Origin of the sequence: Geobacillus sp. CAMR5420 (genome assembly GCF_000691465.1) — a bacterium.
GTDB classification, from domain to species: Bacteria; Bacillota; Bacilli; order Bacillales; family Anoxybacillaceae; genus Geobacillus; species Geobacillus thermoleovorans.
The window spans coordinates 1-17,432 of record NZ_JHUS01000038.1; the positions used below are offsets into that span (position 1 = coordinate 1).

Consider the following 17,432-nt stretch of genomic DNA (forward strand, 5'->3'; position numbering starts at 1 on the left):
AGTCGTCAACCTGCCCCCTGATGCAACCCCAAGTCAAGGAAGGAGGACGAAGTCCGTTTGCACTTCTGGGGAGTTGCAAGCCCCCACTTCAAGCGTTAGCGAAGTGGGGGTAGTTGACTCTCAATTGCCCCGTAGGATAGACGTCTCCCAAGCATTGTTCACTGCTGCTTTTGCGCGATGGGAGAGCGCTCGATGGCGGGGAAAAGGGGAGAGAATCATGTCGATCCGTCGACTGCTTGGTTTTGCGCTCATTTTTTTGGCGATTTCGATGTTTATCGAGCAAATGTGGTGGGTCGGGGGAATTTGCCTCTTGATTGGAATTGGAATGACGGCGAAGTGGAGGAAAAAGAAGCATATATGGTAACGATCGAGAGCGATAAGCTCAGACAGCACGATGAGCAGTTGATGACAAAAGCAGAACAGTTTATCATAGCAAGCTATCGGGAGCTTGGAAAAAGTGAGCAAGAAATGAGGCGGCGGCTGAATGAAATCCGTTGGGAAATGGAACAAACCGGCACATACCGCCATACGTACGAAGAGTTAAGCTATGGGGCTAAGATGGCTTGGCGCCACAGCAACCGCTGCATCGGCCGCTTGTTTTGGCAATCGCTCCATGTCATCGATGCGCGAGAAGCGGTCACCGAGGATGAGGTGTTTTCGTATCTATTCCATCATATTGAGGTTGCGACCAATGGCGGGAAAATCCGGCCGACGATCACGATCTTCCGTCCAAATGGGGAAGTGCGCATTTGGAATCATCAACTGATTCGTTATGCCGGTTATGAAACCGAAGAAGGGATCATCGGCGACTCATCCTCCCTCACGTTCACCCGCGCCTGTGAACAGCTTGGGTGGAAGGGGGAAAAAACGCCTTTTGACGTGTTGCCCTTGGTGATCCAGGTAGGCAGCCAGAAGCCTGTTTGGACACCGATCCCTAAAGAATTGGTGCTTGAGGTGCCAATTGAACATCCGGAGTTTCCGTGGTTTCGCGATCTGCAGTTAAAATGGTACGCGGTCCCGATTATTTCAGATATGTGTCTAGAAATTGGCGGCATTCGCTATATGGCAGCACCGTTTAACGGGTGGTACATGGGTACGGAGATTGGAGCCCGCAATTTTGCCGATGATTATCGCTACAACATGCTTCCGAAAGTGGCCTTTTGTATGGGGCTTGACACTAACTCCAACGCATCATTATGGAAAGACAAGGCGTTGGTCGAATTGAATATCGCGGTTTTGTATTCCTACAAAAAGGCGGGCGTCAGCATCGTGGACCATCATACCGCCGCGCGCCAATTTCAGTTGTTTGAACAGCAAGAGAAAGCAGCCGGCCGCCATGTCACCGGCGATTGGACATGGCTGATTCCGCCTCTTTCTCCGGCGACAACGCACATTTTTCACCGAACTTATGACAACACGACCATGTTGCCCAACTTTTTCTATCAGGACCGTCCATACGAACGACAAAGGGGAGAGGAACAATGACCGTCATCATCCGCATGCGCGATGTGTCATGGGCAAGAGGAGGGCGCATGATTTTGCGTGATATCAACTGGGAGGTGAAAGAAGGCGAGCAATGGGCGATTCTTGGACTAAACGGCTCCGGGAAAACATCGCTTCTCAATATCGTCACCGGCTATCAGTACCCGACGCGCGGTGAGGTGGAAGTATTAGGCTATCGGTTTGGACAGGCGAGTCTGCCGGAGTTGCGCCGGCACATCGGGTTTGTCAGCAGCGCGCTCCTTGATCAATTTCACGACACGCTGCAAACGGAAACGGTTGAAGATGTCATCATCAGCGGCAAGTTTGCGACGATTGGCCTGTACGATGCCGTCACTGAGGACGATCGGTCCAAAGCGCAATCGTTAATCGAGTCTTTCCGCCTCGAAGCTGTCCAAGAAAAGCGGTACGCAACGTTGTCGCAAGGAGAAAAGCGAAAAACATTGATCGCCCGAGCGTTGATGGCGAATCCGAAGCTGCTCATTTTGGACGAGCCGACGGTCGGCCTTGACTTATTGGCCCGCGAAGAAATTTTAGCATTGATCGGACAGATCGTCACTCAGCCGTGCCATCTCTTATACGTCACCCATTATATCGAAGAAATCGTCGACTCCATTACCCATGTCTTGCTTTTGCAAGACGGGCGCATCCTTGCGGCTGGCCAAAAAGAGGAAGTGTTAACCGACGAGCGGCTTTCAGAAGCGTTTCGCCTTCCGATCCGCGTTCATTGGGAAGACGGCCGGCCGTGGGTGTCCGTCCATCGGTAGGGCGGCCGTTGGCAGCCGTTCCTAGGCCGACTGCCTCAACATACCGTGCACCCAAGAAGGTCAACCGCTATTTTTTGATAGACCGCATTGGTCCAGCCGAACCCTTTTTGCGAAGGGTAGCGGCCGACGGTGCGGATGCTCATGTCGACCACATTATATTTTTCGTACATGTTGCCAGTTTCCAAATACACTTTGGTGCAAAGCCGAATCCATCGCCGGGCGATCTCTTGCGCTTCAAGGTCATAGCCGTAGTTTTGCAACCCTTTGATGACAATCCAGTGAAGCGGGGCCCAGCCGTTCGGAAAATCCCATTGAAATCCGGTTTGGACATTGGAGGCAGCCAATCCGCCGGGTTGAAGGAACAAAGGTAAATGCCGGACGACTTTCGCTGCTTGCTGTTTAGAGGCCGCCCGAGCCCATAACGGATAAAAAGCAGCCAACGAATAATAGCAGTGCTGCCGCCCGTTGAGGAAATGAAAATCAAAATACATGCCAAACGGCTCGTTCCATAAATATTGATTCATCAAGTCTTTTCGCCGCTTAGCCGCCTGCTCCCATTGTTCCGCTTCGCCGTTTAAAGCTAAAAGGCGGGCAAACGCCGCTAAATCGGTTTCGTACTTATAAAGCAAAGCGTTGAGATCCACCGGAATGAAATAGCCGCATTGCCGGTGAAAACGGCCTGTATAGTCCCAACCGGACTCCGCCTCGACCCTTTCATGCCAAAACGCAGGCGGGATATACATTTCGTCAAAATGGAGATACGCCTCCCCCTTTACCCGCAGCATCGACTCAAGCCGATCGTAATATTTATTGAGGCCGATCTGGGGATGATAGTGAGTGATTTCGTCCATCCAGACTTCTTTGTATTCGATTTTGGCCCATTCGTAAGCGGAGCGGAGCCACTCTTTGTCTCCGCGCCATACCTCCTCGATCATCGACGTCAATAACGGAGGCTGGGAACGGCTTAAGTGGGCCAGTTCGGAACTGTTTGGAATGATTCCAAACGTTTTCAACTCGTAAAAGAAGTTGTTGACGATGCTGCGGGCGAGTTCGTGCAGCCTTGAAATGTTCAGTCCCAATATAATGAAATAGCTGTCCCAGTAAAAGAGCTGCTGGTACACCCCGCCGGGAACGACGTATGGAAACGGAAGGGAAAACAGTTCTCCTTTGGAGTAAGGCGGGCTTGTTTTGACCAATTGTTCCCACCGTTGGTGAATGGAAGAAAACACATGCTCTACGGCTGGATCCGGGCAAATGACCGTGATGTCCGGAAGCTCAATCGGCAACGGCTGTCCCTCCATGGGAATGGTCTATATGGCTATGTATATGGCCAAAACGACCCGGTCATGCCGCCAATCGAGTGCACGGCGATGGCAGAGGAAGAAAACGGAAGCCGAGCAACAAGGGCCACCGAACAAGGACGCCCTTGTTGCCACTTTTTCAAAACGCGCGGTCAACCGACGGAAAATCGATATCATCCGTCGTTTGGCGGCTGTCAGCTGGCGTCACTTCGATCACCGGCGGCCGACCGTTTTCAAAACCGCGGGCGATGTCGCGAATCGGGCTCATTTCATCGGGAACGCCAATTCCCGGGGTATAGCGCGGCAGGCTGGAAGTGGCGCCGCGTTCTTCCCAAGGCTCTCTCATGAATCAACACCTCCATATTCTCAGTATGGCCATTGATGGATGCCGTACAAATGGAAATCAAATCCTTTCCCGCCAATTTCTTTTGTGGAGCCCTGTCATCTGTTGTAGGCATACTATGGATGACAATATGGGCAACAGGAGGGAAGGAACTCAATGCAGTTTGGGAAAGATGCGATCGAAGCGATTTGGCGCCGCCAGTGCGGAGCGTGGGAGTGGAGCGATGCGGCATGTGTCCAATCATTTTTGGTGGAATGTTTACAACATAACCTTGATCCGCAAGACGGGCTCAATTGGATCATTGAGCACCGCACCCAGCTTTCTGACGCCGATGCAGTGGTGGACGCGGCACTCCGTTGGGTGAATGAACATACGTCCACTGGCTTCCCGGTGTCAGGAATCGGAGCGGAACAACAAGAGTGAGGCGGCGAACAGGAAAGGGCGGAACAAAGGATGGTATGGGTCATCAAAACAAAACACGAAAATGACCAAGGGGAGACGGTCGGGCTGGAGCTCGAGAGCGAAGATGGCTGGCTTGACGCCAACGTTCGCTGGGACGGATGCATGGAAATTCACTTGTACTTGGTGACGGAGGAAGGCCGCGAACTGAGCGATACGCTCCATACGTGCGATTTGCAGGGGCTGATCGAGCGGTTGCAGTCATTGGATTCCGTGTGTCGATCGTTCTTTTTCCAAATTTCAAGACAGGGGAGATGATGAAGGCCGAACCGCCAGCAGCGCCGCTGACCTTATCGATGGATGAACGAGGAGCCAAAACTGCGGCTCCTCTTTTTTCCTTAACAGCATGGTGTTCATTGAAGGGAGGAGACGCGTCAGGAGGGGAAGCATGCTCGATTGCCGTTGGCTTTGTCTTTGTTTGGAAGTGCAGGCTTTTCCGATTAGAGGTATAAAAATGTTTAAAATATTCTAAATGTGATGTATAATAAAAGAAACAACATACTAACCGGTTGGTATATCATCTGTTGAAAACGGATTCAGAAGCGGATCGAAAGGCGGGAAGATCATGAGGCTAAAAGGAAAAGCGGCGATTGTCACCGGCGGCGCGAGCGGCATCGGCCGGGCGACGGCAATCCGCTTTGTGGAAGAAGGCGCCAAAGTGGCGGTGAGCGACATTGACGAGGCGGGAGGGGAAGAGACGGTCCGCCTGATTCGGGAAAAAGGAGGGGAGGCGATTTTTGTCCAGACGGATGTCGCCGATTCCAAGCAAGTGAGCCGCCTTGTCCAAACGGCGGTTGATGCCTTTGGCGGCCTCCATATTCTCTTCAACAATGCCGGCATCGGCCATTCGGAAGTGCGGAGCACCGACTTGTCTGAAGAAGAGTGGGACCGGGTCATTAACGTCAACTTAAAGGGCGTGTTTCTTGGCATCAAATACGCGGTGCCGGCACTGAAAGCATCCGGGGGTGGGGCGATTGTCAACACGGCCAGCCTGCTCGGGCTGAAGGGAAAAAAATATCAAGCCGCCTACAACGCATCAAAAGCAGGTGTCATTTTGTTAACTCAAAATGCCGCATTGGAATATGGGAAATTTAACATTCGCGTCAACGCCATTGCGCCGGGGGTCATTGATACGAACATCATCACGCCGTGGAAACAAGATGAGCGCAAATGGCCGATCATCTCGAAGGCGAACGCCCTCGGCCGCATCGGGACGCCAGAGGAAGTGGCAAACGCGGTGTTGTTTTTGGCGTCCGATGAAGCGTCGTTTATCACCGGCGCAACATTATCGGTTGACGGTGGCGGGCTGACGTTTTAGCGGCCGAAGTTTGAAAAAAGAAGGGCACGCCCTAACCGCTAGGCTAGCAACAGAAATGAGGGGAGAGGAAAACGATGCGTTTTTTGAATACCGTGGCCGTGGTCACAGGAGGAGGCAGCGGCATCGGCAAGGCGGCGGCTCTCCGTTTGGCGAAAGAAGGCGCCGCTGTCGTGCTTGTCGGCCGTACAGCAGCGAAACTGGAGGAGGCTGCAGAAGAAATCGCACGTCTCGGGACGCCGGGGGGCGTTGACCGGTTTGCGGCGGATGTCACCGACCGCGAACAAGTGCAAGCATTGGCCGAGTATGTCCGACAGCGGTACGGCGACTTGCATGTGCTTGTCAATAACGCCGGCATCTCCACTCATGCGAGATGGCTTGAGTTGACGGAACAAGAGTGGGATGACGTCCAACGCATCAACATCAAAAGCGTGTTTCTTGTGTCGCAGGCGTTCGCTTCGCTGATGATCGAAGGGGCAAAACGCGAGCGCGCCAATCGGGCGATTGTGAACGTAGCGTCATTGTCCGGCCATCAGGCCGGGGCGGAAATTCCGCACTACAGCGCGGCGAAAGCAGGGGTCATCAACTTGACTAAATCGCTCGCTTTGGAGCTGGCGCCGTATGGCATCCGCGTCAATTCCGTCTCGCCCGGTTTTGTCGAGACGCCGCTTACCGAGCGCGGACTGCAAAACGAGCGGTTTGTGAAAGCCATCGAGCGCAATACCGCCTTGGGCCGAGTCGGGACGCCTGAGGAAATTGCGAACGTCATTGCGTTTCTTGCCTCCTCGGAAGCGTCGTACATGACCGGCTCTGATGTGTTGGTCGATGGCGGATGGCTCATCAAATGAAACGGAAAAGTCCAAAATGGAAAAGGAGAGGAAAGGAATATGGAAACCTCGCATTTGCTTGTGGAACAATCCGGTTCTGTATTATGGTTGACGCTGAATCGCCCGGAGCGGCTCAATGCCTTCAGCCCGGAGATGATTGCCGGACTGACGGATGAAATCGAACGCGCCGCGGCGGATGATGCCGTCCGCGCCATCGTCTTATCCGGCGCTGGGCGGGCGTTTTGCGCCGGCGGGGATGTAAAAACGATGGGGCAATCAAGCGCCTCGCAGGCGTATGAGCATATCGGCCGACTGAATCGGCTCATTCTGACTATGCAACGATGCGAAAAACCGATCATGGCCGCGGTGCACGGATTCGCTGCCGGGGCGGGATTTAACCTCGCGCTGGCGTGTGATTTGATCCTCGCGGCCGAAGACAGTCAATTCATTTTGAGCTTTGCGAAAGTCGGCCTTGTCTCCGACGGTGGCGGGTCGTATTGGCTCCCACGGCTTGTCGGTCCGCATTTGGCGAAACAGTTTTTCTTCACCGCCGATCCGATTCCAGCCCGTCGCCTGTATGAATTGGGCGTCCTAAGCGAGGTCGTCCCAGCTGAGAAACTGCGCGAGGCGACAGAATCGCTCGCCTCGAAGCTGGCGTGCGGGCCCACGAAAGCCATCGGAAAACAAAAACGGCTGATTGAGCACGCCCTGACCGCGACACTCGAGGAGATTCTCGAAGAAGAGCGTCTCGTTCAAGGGCTGATGGTGGAAACCGAAGACCATCGCGAAGGGGTGGCGGCGTTTAAAGAGAAACGGAGCCCGGTGTTCCAAGGAAAATAAGCGAGCGGCAGTGCCAAAAGAGCGTTGCGCCCTGTTTCTCCATCAGCGAGAAACGGGGCGTATTTTGTTTTCACTTCGCCTCAAATGAAACAGCCCCCTTTCCAAATGGGGAAAAGGGGTGGCTGGTCGGGGAACGGTGCGATCAAACGTCAAAGCGCCCCTGCTTGATTCCGGATGGGTTCTGCGAGCAACTGATCCACGTCGTCGATCAACTCGTCAACATGGTCATACGGCGCATCCAGCTGCAGCATTTTCCGCAAGATCCGACGAGCGTTTGGCGATAAATCGAGCTCTTCTTCCCAGCTTTTTTCCTCGTCACTTGTCGGTTCATAGGCAGAATACAATAAAAACAAGGTGAAGTGTCCAAGGGCATAGAAATCGCTTCGTGGATGCGGTTCGCGCCGCAGCCGCTTCTCAAGCGGGTCGTCATCACGGAAATCCACCGGTTCGCCGATGCGGCAGGCCAAGCCGAAATCGATGATCGCCGCCGTTCCATCGCGCCAAATGATGTTCGGGATGCGCAAATCGCGGTGGACAATCCCCAAAGTATGCAGGTGGCACACGACCATCAACACGTCGCGCAGCAGCTGGAACGCTGCCTGTTCCGTATACGTGACTCCCCGTTTGAAGATCAAGTCTTCCACGGTTTCTCCTTCGATGTACTCCATCACGAGATGCGGCTGTCCGCGCTCCACAAACCGATCATACAGCCTCGGAATTTGCGGGTGGCGCAGGTGGGCGAGCACGTCAGCTTCGCGCTGAAGCAAGCGGCGGCCGTCTTCGCCTTTTGTCCGCCGCGCTTGTTTGATGACGACAAGACGGCCTGTCAGGTGATCGCGCCCTTTGTAGGCGATGCCGTAGCTTCCCATCCCAAGCTCTTCGATGATTTCATAGCGGCCCAAAAGCACCTTCCCGCCCCGATGCGGCCGATCAACCCAGCGGGAAACGAACGGATGGCGTTCAAAAAACCGTTTCATCAGCTGCCGAAAAAGCTTGAGAAGAAGCTGCCGCTATGATGTTTCTTTTTGTAGTGATGATGCCCGTACTGGGACGGGTGGTGGTGCGAATGATACGTCGGGTTGTAATAATGGTGGTCGCTGCTGCTGTAATGTTTATGGTAGTGCGACGGATGATGGGGATGGCCGAAAAGGGATTTTAGCCATTTTTTCAACATCGTGATCGCTCCTTTGCGATAGATTTATCTATATATACGAGGCAATGAGAGGGAGGTTTCAGATTCAAAGATGAAAAAGAAACCGCCAGGGGCATTAGCCCCTAGCGCGGTGCGGCAACCTCATTCCTTTTTTTCGTTCAACGCCTGCTTGAGCAGCTCCCCTAAACTCGTGCCAAACGATTCGTTGGCCGGGCTGTATTTTTTCAGCAGCGCCCGTTCGCTTCCTTTTGCGGCGATGCGTTTGGTCTCGTCCGCTTTTTCGACAATATTGCACGGGCGGCATTGGAAATAAAGTCCTGCTTTTCCTTCATGCATTTCCATACGCCGGTGGCATTGCGGGCAACGGCGGTTCGACAGTTTCGGGTCGCGCCGACGGCGGTAGCGGCACGCTAAGTTCGAGCAGACAAGCATCCGTCCGTCTTTCGTTTTCCGCTCTTTTAAAAGCGCACCGCATTCTGGGCATGTGAGATTCGTGAGGTTTGGCGCTTTGTATACCTGCTCGCTTTGCTTGATTTCGGCAACGAGTTGCTGCGTTTGCCGGCGGATGTTGGCCAAAAATTGTTGTGGATTTCCTTTCCCGCGGGCGATCGCCTCCAGCTCCCGCTCCCAGCGGGCGGTCAATTCCGGCGATTTCAGCTCTTCATTGACGAGCTCAATCAGCTGTTTCCCTTTTTTCGTCGGATAAAACCGTCCGTCTTTTCGCTCGACCACTTCGGTTTCGACCAGCCGTTCGATGATGTCCGCCCTTGTCGCTGGCGTGCCGAGGCCGTATTTTTCCATTTGCGCGAGCAAATCGGCTTCCGAATAACGAGCGGGCGGTTCGGTGAACGATTGTTCCCTCTCAAGCTGCACCGATGGGAGCGTCTGACCTTCTGCGAGGTGTGACAACGTCGGTTTGGCATCCGTTTCTTCTTTGCCGAGAACCGCTTTAAATCCGAAGTTCACAACCGCCGTCTCCTTGGCGACAAACATTTCGCCGCCGATGTCAAAGACAGCTGTCGTTGTTTCGGATTCATACGGCGGGAAAAACAGCGCCAAAAAGCGACGGGCGATGAGATCATACAGCTTGCGCTCATCAGTGGACAGCCTGCTAAGGTCGAGCCGCTCATCCGTTGGAACGATGGCGTGATGATCGGTTACTTTGTCATCGTTAAATACCCGCTTGGCTGCTTTGGCTTTGCCTTTGGCGAGAAGCGGAGCGATGACGTCCTCATAACCGGATTTCATCGCCAACAACCGCTCGGTCATCGTCGCTTCCATATCGCTTGGCAAATAACGCGAATCGGTGCGCGGGTACGTGACAAGCTTGTGTTGTTCGTACAGTCGCTGCAACACCGAGAGCGTCTTTTTCGCCGAAAAGCCAAACCGCTTGTTTGCGTCCCGCTGCAGTTCGGTCAAGTCATACGGCAGCGGGGCGGGCTCGCTTTTTCGTTTCCGTTTGATCGATGTGACGCGCGCCGGCTGACCGTCAAGGCGGGCGTGCAGCTGCTTCGCTTCGTCTTGGTCAAACAGACGATGTCCGCCATGCCGCTCCCATACGGCTGTGATGGACCCGATCTTGGCCCGAATTGTCCAATATGGCACGGGAACGAACGATTGGATCTCGCGTTCGCGCTCGATGATCATCGCAAGCGTCGGCGTCTGCACCCGCCCGGCTGAGAGCGGATCGTTGTATTTGGTCGTCAAGGCGCGCGAGACGTTTAACCCAATCAGCCAGTCGGCTTCCGCGCGGCAGACGGCCGATTGATACAGGTGTTCAAACTGCACCCCGGGCTTGAGTTGGCGGAAGCCGTCGCGGATGGCGCGGTCGGTTTGCGACGAAATCCATAGCCGCCAAATCGGCTTCGTCCAACCGATCATCTCTAAAATCCAGCGCGCCACCAGTTCCCCCTCGCGGCCCGCGTCGGTCGCGATGATGACATCTTTCACATCCGGTCGTTTCGCCAACCGTTCAATGGCGCGAAACTGGTGGCTTGTTTGCCGAATGACTTTCAAGCCCATTTTCTTTGGGATGATCGGCAAGTCCTCCAGCCGCCATGTTTCGTATTTTCGGTCGTAGTCTTCCGGCATCTTCAGCTCCACTAAATGGCCGAGCGCCCAGGTGACAATGTGCTGCTTTCCTTCAAAATAATGTTTATGCGCTTGCTTGCAGCCGAGCACGCGGGCGATGTCGCGGGCGACGCTCGGCTTTTCCGCTAACACGAGCGATTTCATCGATAAACCCCTTTCTGTCGTCTCTACATGAGCACAGTCTGCTTCTTAAGTATAAAGGAAGAAGGAAAAAGACGCATCCGTCAAGGTTTGTCTCCTTGGCGGGACAAGACGCCTTGGCGTGGCGCAAAGCTGCATCTCCACACTTTCTGCACATTTGCCAAATAAAATAGTAAAATTGAAATGACACTCGGGCTTGATGGATGAGGAGAGGAATCCGTGCGAAAACTGTCATGGAAACTCGGCATGCTGTTTTTTGCCTTTGTCTTGGCCATTGAAATGGTGCTGTTCGTTTCCCTCTACGCTACGCTCGTCCATGCGCGCATCGAGGAAGAATTCGCGCAGCTTCTGGCGCGCGGAAACAGCCATCGCAATGTATTGGAAAAAAATTACGATCGAACGACGTTGGCGCATGTCGTGATGATGGAATCAGAGGCGGAAACCGATGTCGCCATCACGGACGCCCGGCGCCGAATTGTATCGGCATCTAGCGGCATTGTTCCGTTTGCCAAGCGCCTCATTCCTTTAACGAACGGCCGCCATATTCCCCGCCGGGGAATGATGGTCGAAACCGACTGGAAGCGGGCGTCGCATATCGCTGCCGTCAGCCCGATTCAAATCGGGGGGGAAACAAGGGGATATGTGTATATGTTTCAAGACACCCGCTCGATCCGGACGATGGTGTATAAATTGAAACATCATTTTGTTGTCGTCGGTATGTTGTCCGTGGCGATTACGATGATGACGATCGCCTTTTTCTCCCGCGCCATTACGATGCCGCTTCTTCGCATGAAGCGAGCGACCGAAGCGCTCAGCCAAGGCGATTTTTCCGTGCGCGTCGAAGTGAAAGGAGACGATGAGCTGGCGCAACTCGGGAGAGCGATTCAAACGCTGGCCAACGATTTGGCGTATTTGAAACAAGAGCGGAGCGAATTTTTAGCGAGCATCTCTCACGAATTGCGCACGCCGCTGACGTATGTGAAAGGATACGCCGACATTGCCCGACGTCCGCATCTGTCTGAGGAACAACGGGCGAACTATATGGCGATCATTTACGAAGAAGCGGAAAAGATCGAAAAGATGGTCAAAGATTTGTTTGAATTAGCCAAACTGGAGCAACACTCGTTCCAGATTGAAAAGCAACCGACAAATCTTTGTTCGTTTTTGACAAAATTGTGTGAAAAACTGCGCCCCGCGTTTCAGGAAAAATCGTTGTCGCTTGTGTGCCAGTGCCCCGGTTCGGTCATGGCTGCGATCGATCGGCAGCGGTTCGAGCAAGTGATGATCAATGTGCTTGACAATGCACGAAAGTACGCGTTTTCCGGCACGACGGTGGCCGTCGCCGTTCACCTTCAAAAGCAAGGAATCGTCATTGCCGTGTCCGATGAAGGAACCGGTATTCCACCGGAAGATGTGCCCCGGATTTTCGAGCGGTTTTACCGGGTTGACAAATCGCGGTCGCGGACAAGCGGTGGGACCGGACTCGGTTTGGCGATTGCCAAAGAAATCGTCGAGGCGCACGGGGGAACGATCGCTGCTCGAAGCGAACAAGGAAAAGGAACGACCATCCTCATTACGCTGCCGGAGGGATAATGATGTATACCTTGCTGTTGGTTGATGATGAAGAGCGGATGCTCGATTTATTGGAATTGTATTTAGCGCCGAACGGCTACCGTTGCGTGAAACGGCGTTCAGGGGCGGAAGCCATTGACTATTTGCGGCGCCATCACGCCGATTTGGTGCTGCTTGATGTCATGATGCCAGAACTCGACGGATGGGAAACGTGCCGCCGCATTCGATCGTTTTCGAATGTGCCGATCATGATGGTCACCGCTCGCGATGAGACGGCGGATATTGTCCAAGGATTGAAAATCGGAGCGGACGATTATGTGACGAAACCGTTTGACGAGGCGGAACTGCTTGCTCGCATTGAAGCGGTGCTGCGCCGTACAGCTGGCGGTCGTTCCGCCATTCGCGCGGCCGGGCTTGTATGGGACGAAGAGGAACATACGGTCCGCTACGAAGATAAGCCGATTGCGTTGACGCCGAAAGAATTTGCCATTTTGGGGCTGCTGTTAAAGCACCCGAATCAGGTATTCAGCCGCGGGCAAATCATCGCATCGCTATGGGGCTATCTCGCTGATACGGAAGAGAGGACCGTTGACTCCCACATGAAAAACATCCGCGAAAAATTGCGGAAAGCGGGGTTCCCAGTGGACGAATATTTGCAGACGGTCTGGGGCGTCGGCTACAAATGGGAAGGGCGAAAGTCATAACCATTTTCGGAAAGAGAGGCGTTTGGGTCAAATGGAAGAACGGATGATTGAGTTCCTTCAAGCATACGGCGGAGCGGCGTACTTCTTGAGTCTAGCCTGCAATGTGGTGATCAGCGTGCTCGGAGTCGTCCCAAGCGCCTTTTTAACTGCCGCCAATTTGACCGTTTTCGGATTTTGGCCCGGCTTTTGGGTGTCGTTTGCCGGCGAGGCGATCGGAGCGGTCGTCTCGTTTGTCTTGTATCGAAAAGGACTTCGCCGATGGAGCGAGACGACATGGCTTTCCCATCCCAAGGTGAAGCCGTTGCTTTATGCAAGTGGCAAGGAGGCATTTGGGCTTATTTTCGCGCTTCGACTGTTGCCGTTTGTGCCATCCGGGGCGGTGACGTTCGTTGCTGCCATCGGCCGCACGTCTCTTTCTGTGTTTGCAACGGCTAGCTCGCTCGGCAAGCTCCCGGCTTTATGGATGGAAGCGTATGCCGTCCATCAATTCCTCGAGGCCGCCTGGGCTGGCAAACTGATGCTCGCTGTTGCATCGATCGTTCTTTTGTGGTTCGTCTGGCGAAAGATAGGGCAAAAAGCAGCGGGGTGAAACAGCCCCCGCCCAAAAGGACAGTCAGCCTAGGCGCCATACGGCCTTTAGCGGCAAATCCAAGGCCATCTCCACAAAATCTGCACAAATGTCCGGTATGCTAACAAGGCAAGGAGGGTGAAAACGATGAAAAACTGGAAAATGTTATTAGGAACAACTTCAGTTATGGCAGCGCTCTTGTTATCGGCCTGCACCGGTGCCAACGACAACAAAGCGCCAAAGGAACATACAGCTTCTCACACCGGGCATGAAGGAATGAATCACTCGGGCTCCAAAGAGGTGCCGGCCGGATTGAAGGAGGCGAAACAACCAAAGTATCCGGTTGGAAGCCAAGTCATCATCCATGCCGACCATATGCCGGGAATGGATGGAGCCAAGGCGACTGTCACCGGTGCCTTTGACACGATCGTCTATACGGTCACATACACCCCAACTACAGGCGGGGACCCAGTGAAAAACCATAAATGGGTCATTCACGAAGAAATCGAAAACGCCGGAGACAAACCGTTCCAGCCGGGCGATGAAGTCGTCTTGAATGCCGATCACATGGAAGGGATGAAAGGGGCCAAAGCAGTCATTGATTCGGCGAAACAAACGACGGTGTATATGGTCGATTACATCGATACGGAAACTGGTCAAAAAGTGACCAACCACAAATGGGTGACCGAAGACGAGCTGTCGCCGGCCAACTAACGAATCATCATCGGTGTTTCCGCAAAACGCGCAGCCATTTCCCTTGGAGCATAGGGGAATGGCTTGTTTTTTTCGGCTCATTTGTGAAAATTGTGGTATAATTATACGAAAATCCCCTATTTTTTCAAAAAATAGACAATATAGGCGGCTTCGCCTGAGTCTTACGGAGCGATCGGGAAAACGGGAGAAAGAAAGGGAGAAACGATGCGGAGATTTTGGTTGGGAGTTATGTGGTTTTCAGTGGTTTGGGTGCTTTACGGCATCGGAGCGGCAGGGCATCACTTATGGACGGAACACCGGATGGACGGACAGGCGCTGATTCTCGCGCTCGGCATGGCGACCATGGCCTGGCGGGCATGGGACGAATATCGTGGGAACGGTTGGACACGAAAAAAGGAAGACGGGCGCCGTCTATGATGAAAGGACGCCCGTCTCTAGCTGTCGCCCGAGCGAAAAGAGGCGGTTTGGTTACGCCGTTCGCCCGGGCGCTTTTGTTGCTTGATGCTGCTTTTCTTTGACAGTGGAATAGATGAATAAGAGAACCAAGACGGCCATGCAGAGAAGCGAACCGATTCGATGCTCTCTTTGAAGCAAAAAGCCAAGCCAAATCGCCCCGAGCGCCCCGACCGCCGCCATCGTTGTGTACGGAAACCCTTTCGTTCGGAAAAACGGCTTCGTTTTGTAGTGCGGCCGCAGCTTCAGCTGAGCGGCGCCGATCATCATCCAAACGATGAGCACGGTAAACCCAGGAATCGTCATCAATTCCCCGATGATCCGCCCGGGCGCCAAGTAGGCGCCGATCACGCCAGCGGCGATGCAGATGGCGACCATGCCCATCCCGTACAGCGGAACCCCGTGTTTCGTCGTCCGCTGCAAGCGGCGGCTTGCTTCTCCTTGTTCAGCCATGGTGTACAGCAACCGAGAAGTCGCATAGACGCCTGTATTGGCCGCCGATAAGACGGCAATGAGCAACACCGCGTTCATGACATGGGCCGCGCCGGGCAACCCGACGGCTTCCAACACTTGGACAAAGGGGCTGTTCGTTTCCGAAACGGTGTTCCATGGCATAATGCCGCAAATGATGGCCATTGGCAAAAGATAAAAGCCGACAACCCGCCAGATTGTGGTGCGAATGACGCGCGGCAGCACCTGCTCGGCGTCTTTCATCTCCGTCACCGCCACCCCGATCAGCTCCGCTCCGCCATAGGAAAACATCACGATAAGCAAGGCGCTGAGCGTTCCGGCAAACCCGTGCGGAAACCATCCGCCGTCGCCGGCAGACGGAAACGAGCCGCTTATGCCGCTTGGGATCACGCCAGCCCATACGCACGCCCCGAGCACGATAAACACCACTAGCGCCGCCACTTTCAGGCCAGCCAGCCAAAATTCCGCTTCCCCGTAATACTTCACAGGGAAAAGATTCAACCCCATGATCAGACACGCGCACAGGAGGGCAAGCAGCCATAACGGCGCAGACGGAACCCAATAGTTCAGAAAGCTGCCGGCAGCCAGCAGTTCGACAACAGTGACCAACGTCCAATTGATCCAATACAGCCAGCCGACGATCCATGACAGGCGAAAGCCAAACGCCCGGCGGATCAAATGTTGAACGTTCGAACCCGGATACGCGATCGCCATCTCGGCCAGTGCAGCCATAATCCAAAACAACAGCACGCCGCCGATCAAGTACGTGAGCACGACGCTTGGTCCGGCGATATGAATGGCCTCGGCGCTTCCTTTAAAAATGCCGGTGCCGATCATCCCTCCTAACGCGATCAGCTGAACGTGGCGGGGCAATAGTCCTTTTTGCAGCTGAGGACGGGATTGTTCCATATTGACAACAACCTTTCTGCTCTAATGTTGATTCATAGATGTGCTTTTTTGCTTTTATGCGGTTAAGCAAAAAAGATAATTTCAGAATATAATAGTTCAGTTGTTCTGTCAACGATTGTCGAAAAAAGGCATCGCCAACATGGAAATGTTTTGTTATACTGGAAACTGTCGCAATTAGGCGACTTCATTCCATATGAAGCGCTGATCCGCGATCTTCAGTCGACATGGAACGGACATGGACGATTGCTTATTGCCCTATTCATCCTGTCGCTTCTCTTGACCGCCTATGGAGTGGCCATCGTACAAAACATGATCCGGTACGCTTCGTTTGTCGTGCGGAAACAAGAAGACACGATTGTCATTGCCCGCGGATGGCTGGAACGAAAAGCGGTGTCCGTCCCAGTTGCCCGCGTCCAAGGCATCGTGATTCATGAGAATTGGCTGCGCCGTTTGTTTGGCTACGCCTCTGTGTCTTTGATTCATGCTGGGGGGAGGCTCGATGGCGGCGGAGCAGGGGATGTTGTTCTTTGTCCGCTTGTGGAAAAGAGGAGAGTGGCGTCGATCATGCAAGCTTGTTTGCCCGAGTACGACCTCGGCGTTTCCTTTTCTCCATTGCCCAAGCGCGCGAAACGCCGTTACATGCTTCGTCCGCTTGTTTGGCTCGTGATTCCCGCCATCTTGGCGGCATATATAGAACGCCCATGGGGGGCGGCTGTGTTGGTGGTGTTGCCGCTCGGGGCATGGATCGGCATCCGTCGCTTTCAAATCGCGGGATGGTCGCTTTCGTCGAAGCAGCTGGCGCTTCGAAGCGGATGGTTTCGGCAAACGACGACGTATATCTTGAAACGTCACGTTCAATCGCTTGAAACATCAGCGACGTGGTGGCAAAAGCGAAAACGGCTGGCGACCATTTCCGTTGCCGTCATGCCGCTTGGCACCCGCGTCCGCGTCGTGGATGTGGATGAAGCGGATGCGGCCACCATTTATCGCTGGCTGCAAGGGGATGGAAAGAACCAAACATGATGAAAGTCTTTCTCCACAGGCTCATCCTTGCGTTTGGGCTCATGTTGCCGCTGGGGGTGCAAAACGTGTTCGACAGATGAAATCTGCGAACATTCCTTGATGCCGCAGTATTCTCGTTAAAAATCTCTAAACCGACCCCGTGAGACATCAAAAGACTTTCTGCATGTAGGAAAATGGGCTGTTTTTCACGAACAAATGATCTGGTACAATGAAGAAGAAAATAGAGAAAAGAAAGGGAAAGAGCATGTCAACAGGGGGTAAATCCCGCGGACGGATCATTT

At 53.8% G+C, this 17,432-nt stretch carries 18 protein-coding genes and 1 pseudogene; 13 read left to right on the top strand and 6 right to left on the bottom strand.

Translation table 11 applies throughout. The features are described from left to right. Positions 1 to 357: 357 nt before the first annotated feature. Together DI44_RS08305 and DI44_RS08300 are read left to right on the top strand one after the other, a co-directional pair. Positions 358 to 1,485: a nitric oxide synthase oxygenase gene (locus DI44_RS08305; protein ID WP_277813380.1), complete on the top strand. Its 1,128-nt coding sequence runs from the start codon at positions 358 to 360 to the stop codon at positions 1,483 to 1,485. Further along, entirely contained in the window at positions 1,482 to 2,267 is a 786-nt protein-coding gene (locus DI44_RS08300; protein ID WP_014195781.1) for an ABC transporter ATP-binding protein, read from the top strand. Before DI44_RS08305 ends, DI44_RS08300 begins: the two co-directional genes overlap by 4 nt. Before the next feature lie 35 nt (positions 2,268 to 2,302). Here DI44_RS08300 and DI44_RS08295 read toward each other — a convergent pair whose 3' ends face one another. Beyond that, entirely contained in the window at positions 2,303 to 3,553 is a 1,251-nt protein-coding gene (locus tag DI44_RS08295; RefSeq protein WP_033025360.1) for a trehalase family glycosidase, read from the bottom strand. Between the two features lie 154 nt (positions 3,554 to 3,707). Further along, positions 3,708 to 3,914 carry a hypothetical protein gene (locus tag DI44_RS08290; RefSeq protein ID WP_025950581.1) on the bottom strand — a complete coding sequence of 69 codons (207 nt, stop codon included), beginning with the start codon at positions 3,912 to 3,914 and terminating at the stop codon, positions 3,708 to 3,710. Between the two features lie 153 nt (positions 3,915 to 4,067). Here DI44_RS08290 and DI44_RS08285 point away from each other — a divergent pair, with 153 nt between their 5' ends. The 5 genes from DI44_RS08285 (at position 4,068) to DI44_RS08265 (ending at position 7,352) form a co-directional block, all read left to right on the top strand. Then, on the top strand, positions 4,068 to 4,334 hold the full coding sequence (locus DI44_RS08285) for a hypothetical protein (RefSeq protein ID WP_033025362.1): 267 nt from the start codon (positions 4,068 to 4,070) through the stop codon (positions 4,332 to 4,334). A gap of 30 nt (positions 4,335 to 4,364) precedes the next feature. Next, entirely contained in the window at positions 4,365 to 4,628 is a 264-nt protein-coding gene (locus tag DI44_RS08280) for a hypothetical protein (protein ID WP_033025364.1), read from the top strand. A 307-nt stretch (positions 4,629 to 4,935) separates the two neighbouring features. Beyond that, entirely contained in the window at positions 4,936 to 5,688 is a 753-nt protein-coding gene (locus DI44_RS08275; RefSeq protein WP_033025365.1) for an SDR family NAD(P)-dependent oxidoreductase, read from the top strand. A gap of 74 nt (positions 5,689 to 5,762) precedes the next feature. Next, positions 5,763 to 6,533, top strand: coding sequence for a glucose 1-dehydrogenase (locus DI44_RS08270; protein WP_033025368.1), 771 nt, complete (start codon positions 5,763 to 5,765; stop codon positions 6,531 to 6,533). Between the two features lie 39 nt (positions 6,534 to 6,572). After that, positions 6,573 to 7,352 carry an enoyl-CoA hydratase-related protein gene (locus tag DI44_RS08265; protein WP_033025370.1) on the top strand — a complete coding sequence of 260 codons (780 nt, stop codon included), beginning with the start codon at positions 6,573 to 6,575 and terminating at the stop codon, positions 7,350 to 7,352. 149 nt (positions 7,353 to 7,501) lie between these two features. On the opposite strand, the gene DI44_RS08260 is transcribed toward DI44_RS08265, so the two are convergent. From DI44_RS08260 to DI44_RS08250, 3 genes are all read right to left on the bottom strand, one after another. Beyond that, positions 7,502 to 8,329 carry a serine/threonine-protein kinase gene (locus DI44_RS08260; protein ID WP_033025372.1) on the bottom strand — a complete coding sequence of 276 codons (828 nt, stop codon included), beginning with the start codon at positions 8,327 to 8,329 and terminating at the stop codon, positions 7,502 to 7,504. Continuing rightward, positions 8,329 to 8,526 carry a hypothetical protein gene (locus DI44_RS08255; protein WP_011231182.1) on the bottom strand — a complete coding sequence of 66 codons (198 nt, stop codon included), beginning with the start codon at positions 8,524 to 8,526 and terminating at the stop codon, positions 8,329 to 8,331. Before DI44_RS08255 ends, DI44_RS08260 begins: the two co-directional genes overlap by 1 nt. Positions 8,527 to 8,646: 120 nt before the next feature. Next, on the bottom strand, positions 8,647 to 10,740 hold the full coding sequence (locus DI44_RS08250; protein ID WP_033025373.1) for a DNA topoisomerase III: 2,094 nt from the start codon (positions 10,738 to 10,740) through the stop codon (positions 8,647 to 8,649). Between the two features lie 216 nt (positions 10,741 to 10,956). On the opposite strand from DI44_RS08250, the gene DI44_RS08245 reads away from it, so the two are divergent. The 5 genes from DI44_RS08245 (at position 10,957) to DI44_RS08225 (ending at position 14,712) form a co-directional block, all read left to right on the top strand. After that, positions 10,957 to 12,330 carry an ATP-binding protein gene (locus DI44_RS08245; protein ID WP_033025374.1) on the top strand — a complete coding sequence of 458 codons (1,374 nt, stop codon included), beginning with the start codon at positions 10,957 to 10,959 and terminating at the stop codon, positions 12,328 to 12,330. A 2-nt stretch (positions 12,331 to 12,332) separates the two neighbouring features. Beyond that, entirely contained in the window at positions 12,333 to 13,013 is a 681-nt protein-coding gene (locus tag DI44_RS08240) for a response regulator transcription factor (protein WP_014195790.1), read from the top strand. Positions 13,014 to 13,044: 31 nt separating this feature from the next. Further along, on the top strand, positions 13,045 to 13,602 hold the full coding sequence (locus DI44_RS08235; protein WP_033025376.1) for a VTT domain-containing protein: 558 nt from the start codon (positions 13,045 to 13,047) through the stop codon (positions 13,600 to 13,602). Between the two features lie 126 nt (positions 13,603 to 13,728). After that, positions 13,729 to 14,295: a YdhK family protein gene (locus DI44_RS08230; protein ID WP_011231187.1), complete on the top strand. Its 567-nt coding sequence runs from the start codon at positions 13,729 to 13,731 to the stop codon at positions 14,293 to 14,295. A 228-nt stretch (positions 14,296 to 14,523) separates the two neighbouring features. Further along, positions 14,524 to 14,712 carry a hypothetical protein gene (locus DI44_RS08225; RefSeq protein WP_231847818.1) on the top strand — a complete coding sequence of 63 codons (189 nt, stop codon included), beginning with the start codon at positions 14,524 to 14,526 and terminating at the stop codon, positions 14,710 to 14,712. A 51-nt stretch (positions 14,713 to 14,763) separates the two neighbouring features. On the opposite strand, the gene DI44_RS08220 is transcribed toward DI44_RS08225, so the two are convergent. Continuing rightward, entirely contained in the window at positions 14,764 to 16,128 is a 1,365-nt protein-coding gene (locus DI44_RS08220) for an amino acid permease (protein ID WP_033025377.1), read from the bottom strand. 165 nt (positions 16,129 to 16,293) lie between these two features. On the opposite strand from DI44_RS08220, the pseudogene DI44_RS08215 reads away from it, so the two are divergent. Next, positions 16,294 to 17,151 (top strand): annotated as a pseudogene (locus DI44_RS08215) (PH domain-containing protein); the annotation flags it as partial. Positions 17,152 to 17,432 lie beyond the last annotated feature (281 nt).

Excerpts from the sequence above, each read along its gene's own strand:
- DI44_RS08305 (WP_277813380.1), top strand. The coding sequence starts at position 358 with ATGGTAACGATCGAGAGCGATAAGCTCAGACAGCACGATGAGCAGTTG.
- DI44_RS08300 (WP_014195781.1), top strand. The coding sequence starts at position 1,482 with ATGACCGTCATCATCCGCATGCGCGATGTGTCATGGGCAAGAGGAGGG.
- DI44_RS08290 (WP_025950581.1), bottom strand. The coding sequence starts at position 3,914 with ATGAGAGAGCCTTGGGAAGAACGCGGCGCCACTTCCAGCCTGCCGCGC.
- DI44_RS08285 (WP_033025362.1), top strand. The coding sequence starts at position 4,068 with ATGCAGTTTGGGAAAGATGCGATCGAAGCGATTTGGCGCCGCCAGTGC.
- DI44_RS08280 (WP_033025364.1), top strand. The coding sequence starts at position 4,365 with ATGGTATGGGTCATCAAAACAAAACACGAAAATGACCAAGGGGAGACG.
- DI44_RS08275 (WP_033025365.1), top strand. The coding sequence starts at position 4,936 with ATGAGGCTAAAAGGAAAAGCGGCGATTGTCACCGGCGGCGCGAGCGGC.
- DI44_RS08270 (WP_033025368.1), top strand. The coding sequence starts at position 5,763 with ATGCGTTTTTTGAATACCGTGGCCGTGGTCACAGGAGGAGGCAGCGGC.
- DI44_RS08265 (WP_033025370.1), top strand. The coding sequence starts at position 6,573 with ATGGAAACCTCGCATTTGCTTGTGGAACAATCCGGTTCTGTATTATGG.
- DI44_RS08260 (WP_033025372.1), bottom strand. The coding sequence starts at position 8,329 with ATGAAACGGTTTTTTGAACGCCATCCGTTCGTTTCCCGCTGGGTTGAT.
- DI44_RS08255 (WP_011231182.1), bottom strand. The coding sequence starts at position 8,526 with ATGTTGAAAAAATGGCTAAAATCCCTTTTCGGCCATCCCCATCATCCG.
- DI44_RS08250 (WP_033025373.1), bottom strand. The coding sequence starts at position 10,740 with ATGAAATCGCTCGTGTTAGCGGAAAAGCCGAGCGTCGCCCGCGACATC.
- DI44_RS08240 (WP_014195790.1), top strand. The coding sequence starts at position 12,333 with ATGTATACCTTGCTGTTGGTTGATGATGAAGAGCGGATGCTCGATTTA.
- DI44_RS08235 (WP_033025376.1), top strand. The coding sequence starts at position 13,045 with ATGGAAGAACGGATGATTGAGTTCCTTCAAGCATACGGCGGAGCGGCG.
- DI44_RS08230 (WP_011231187.1), top strand. The coding sequence starts at position 13,729 with ATGAAAAACTGGAAAATGTTATTAGGAACAACTTCAGTTATGGCAGCG.
- DI44_RS08225 (WP_231847818.1), top strand. The coding sequence starts at position 14,524 with ATGTGGTTTTCAGTGGTTTGGGTGCTTTACGGCATCGGAGCGGCAGGG.
- DI44_RS08220 (WP_033025377.1), bottom strand. The coding sequence starts at position 16,128 with ATGGAACAATCCCGTCCTCAGCTGCAAAAAGGACTATTGCCCCGCCAC.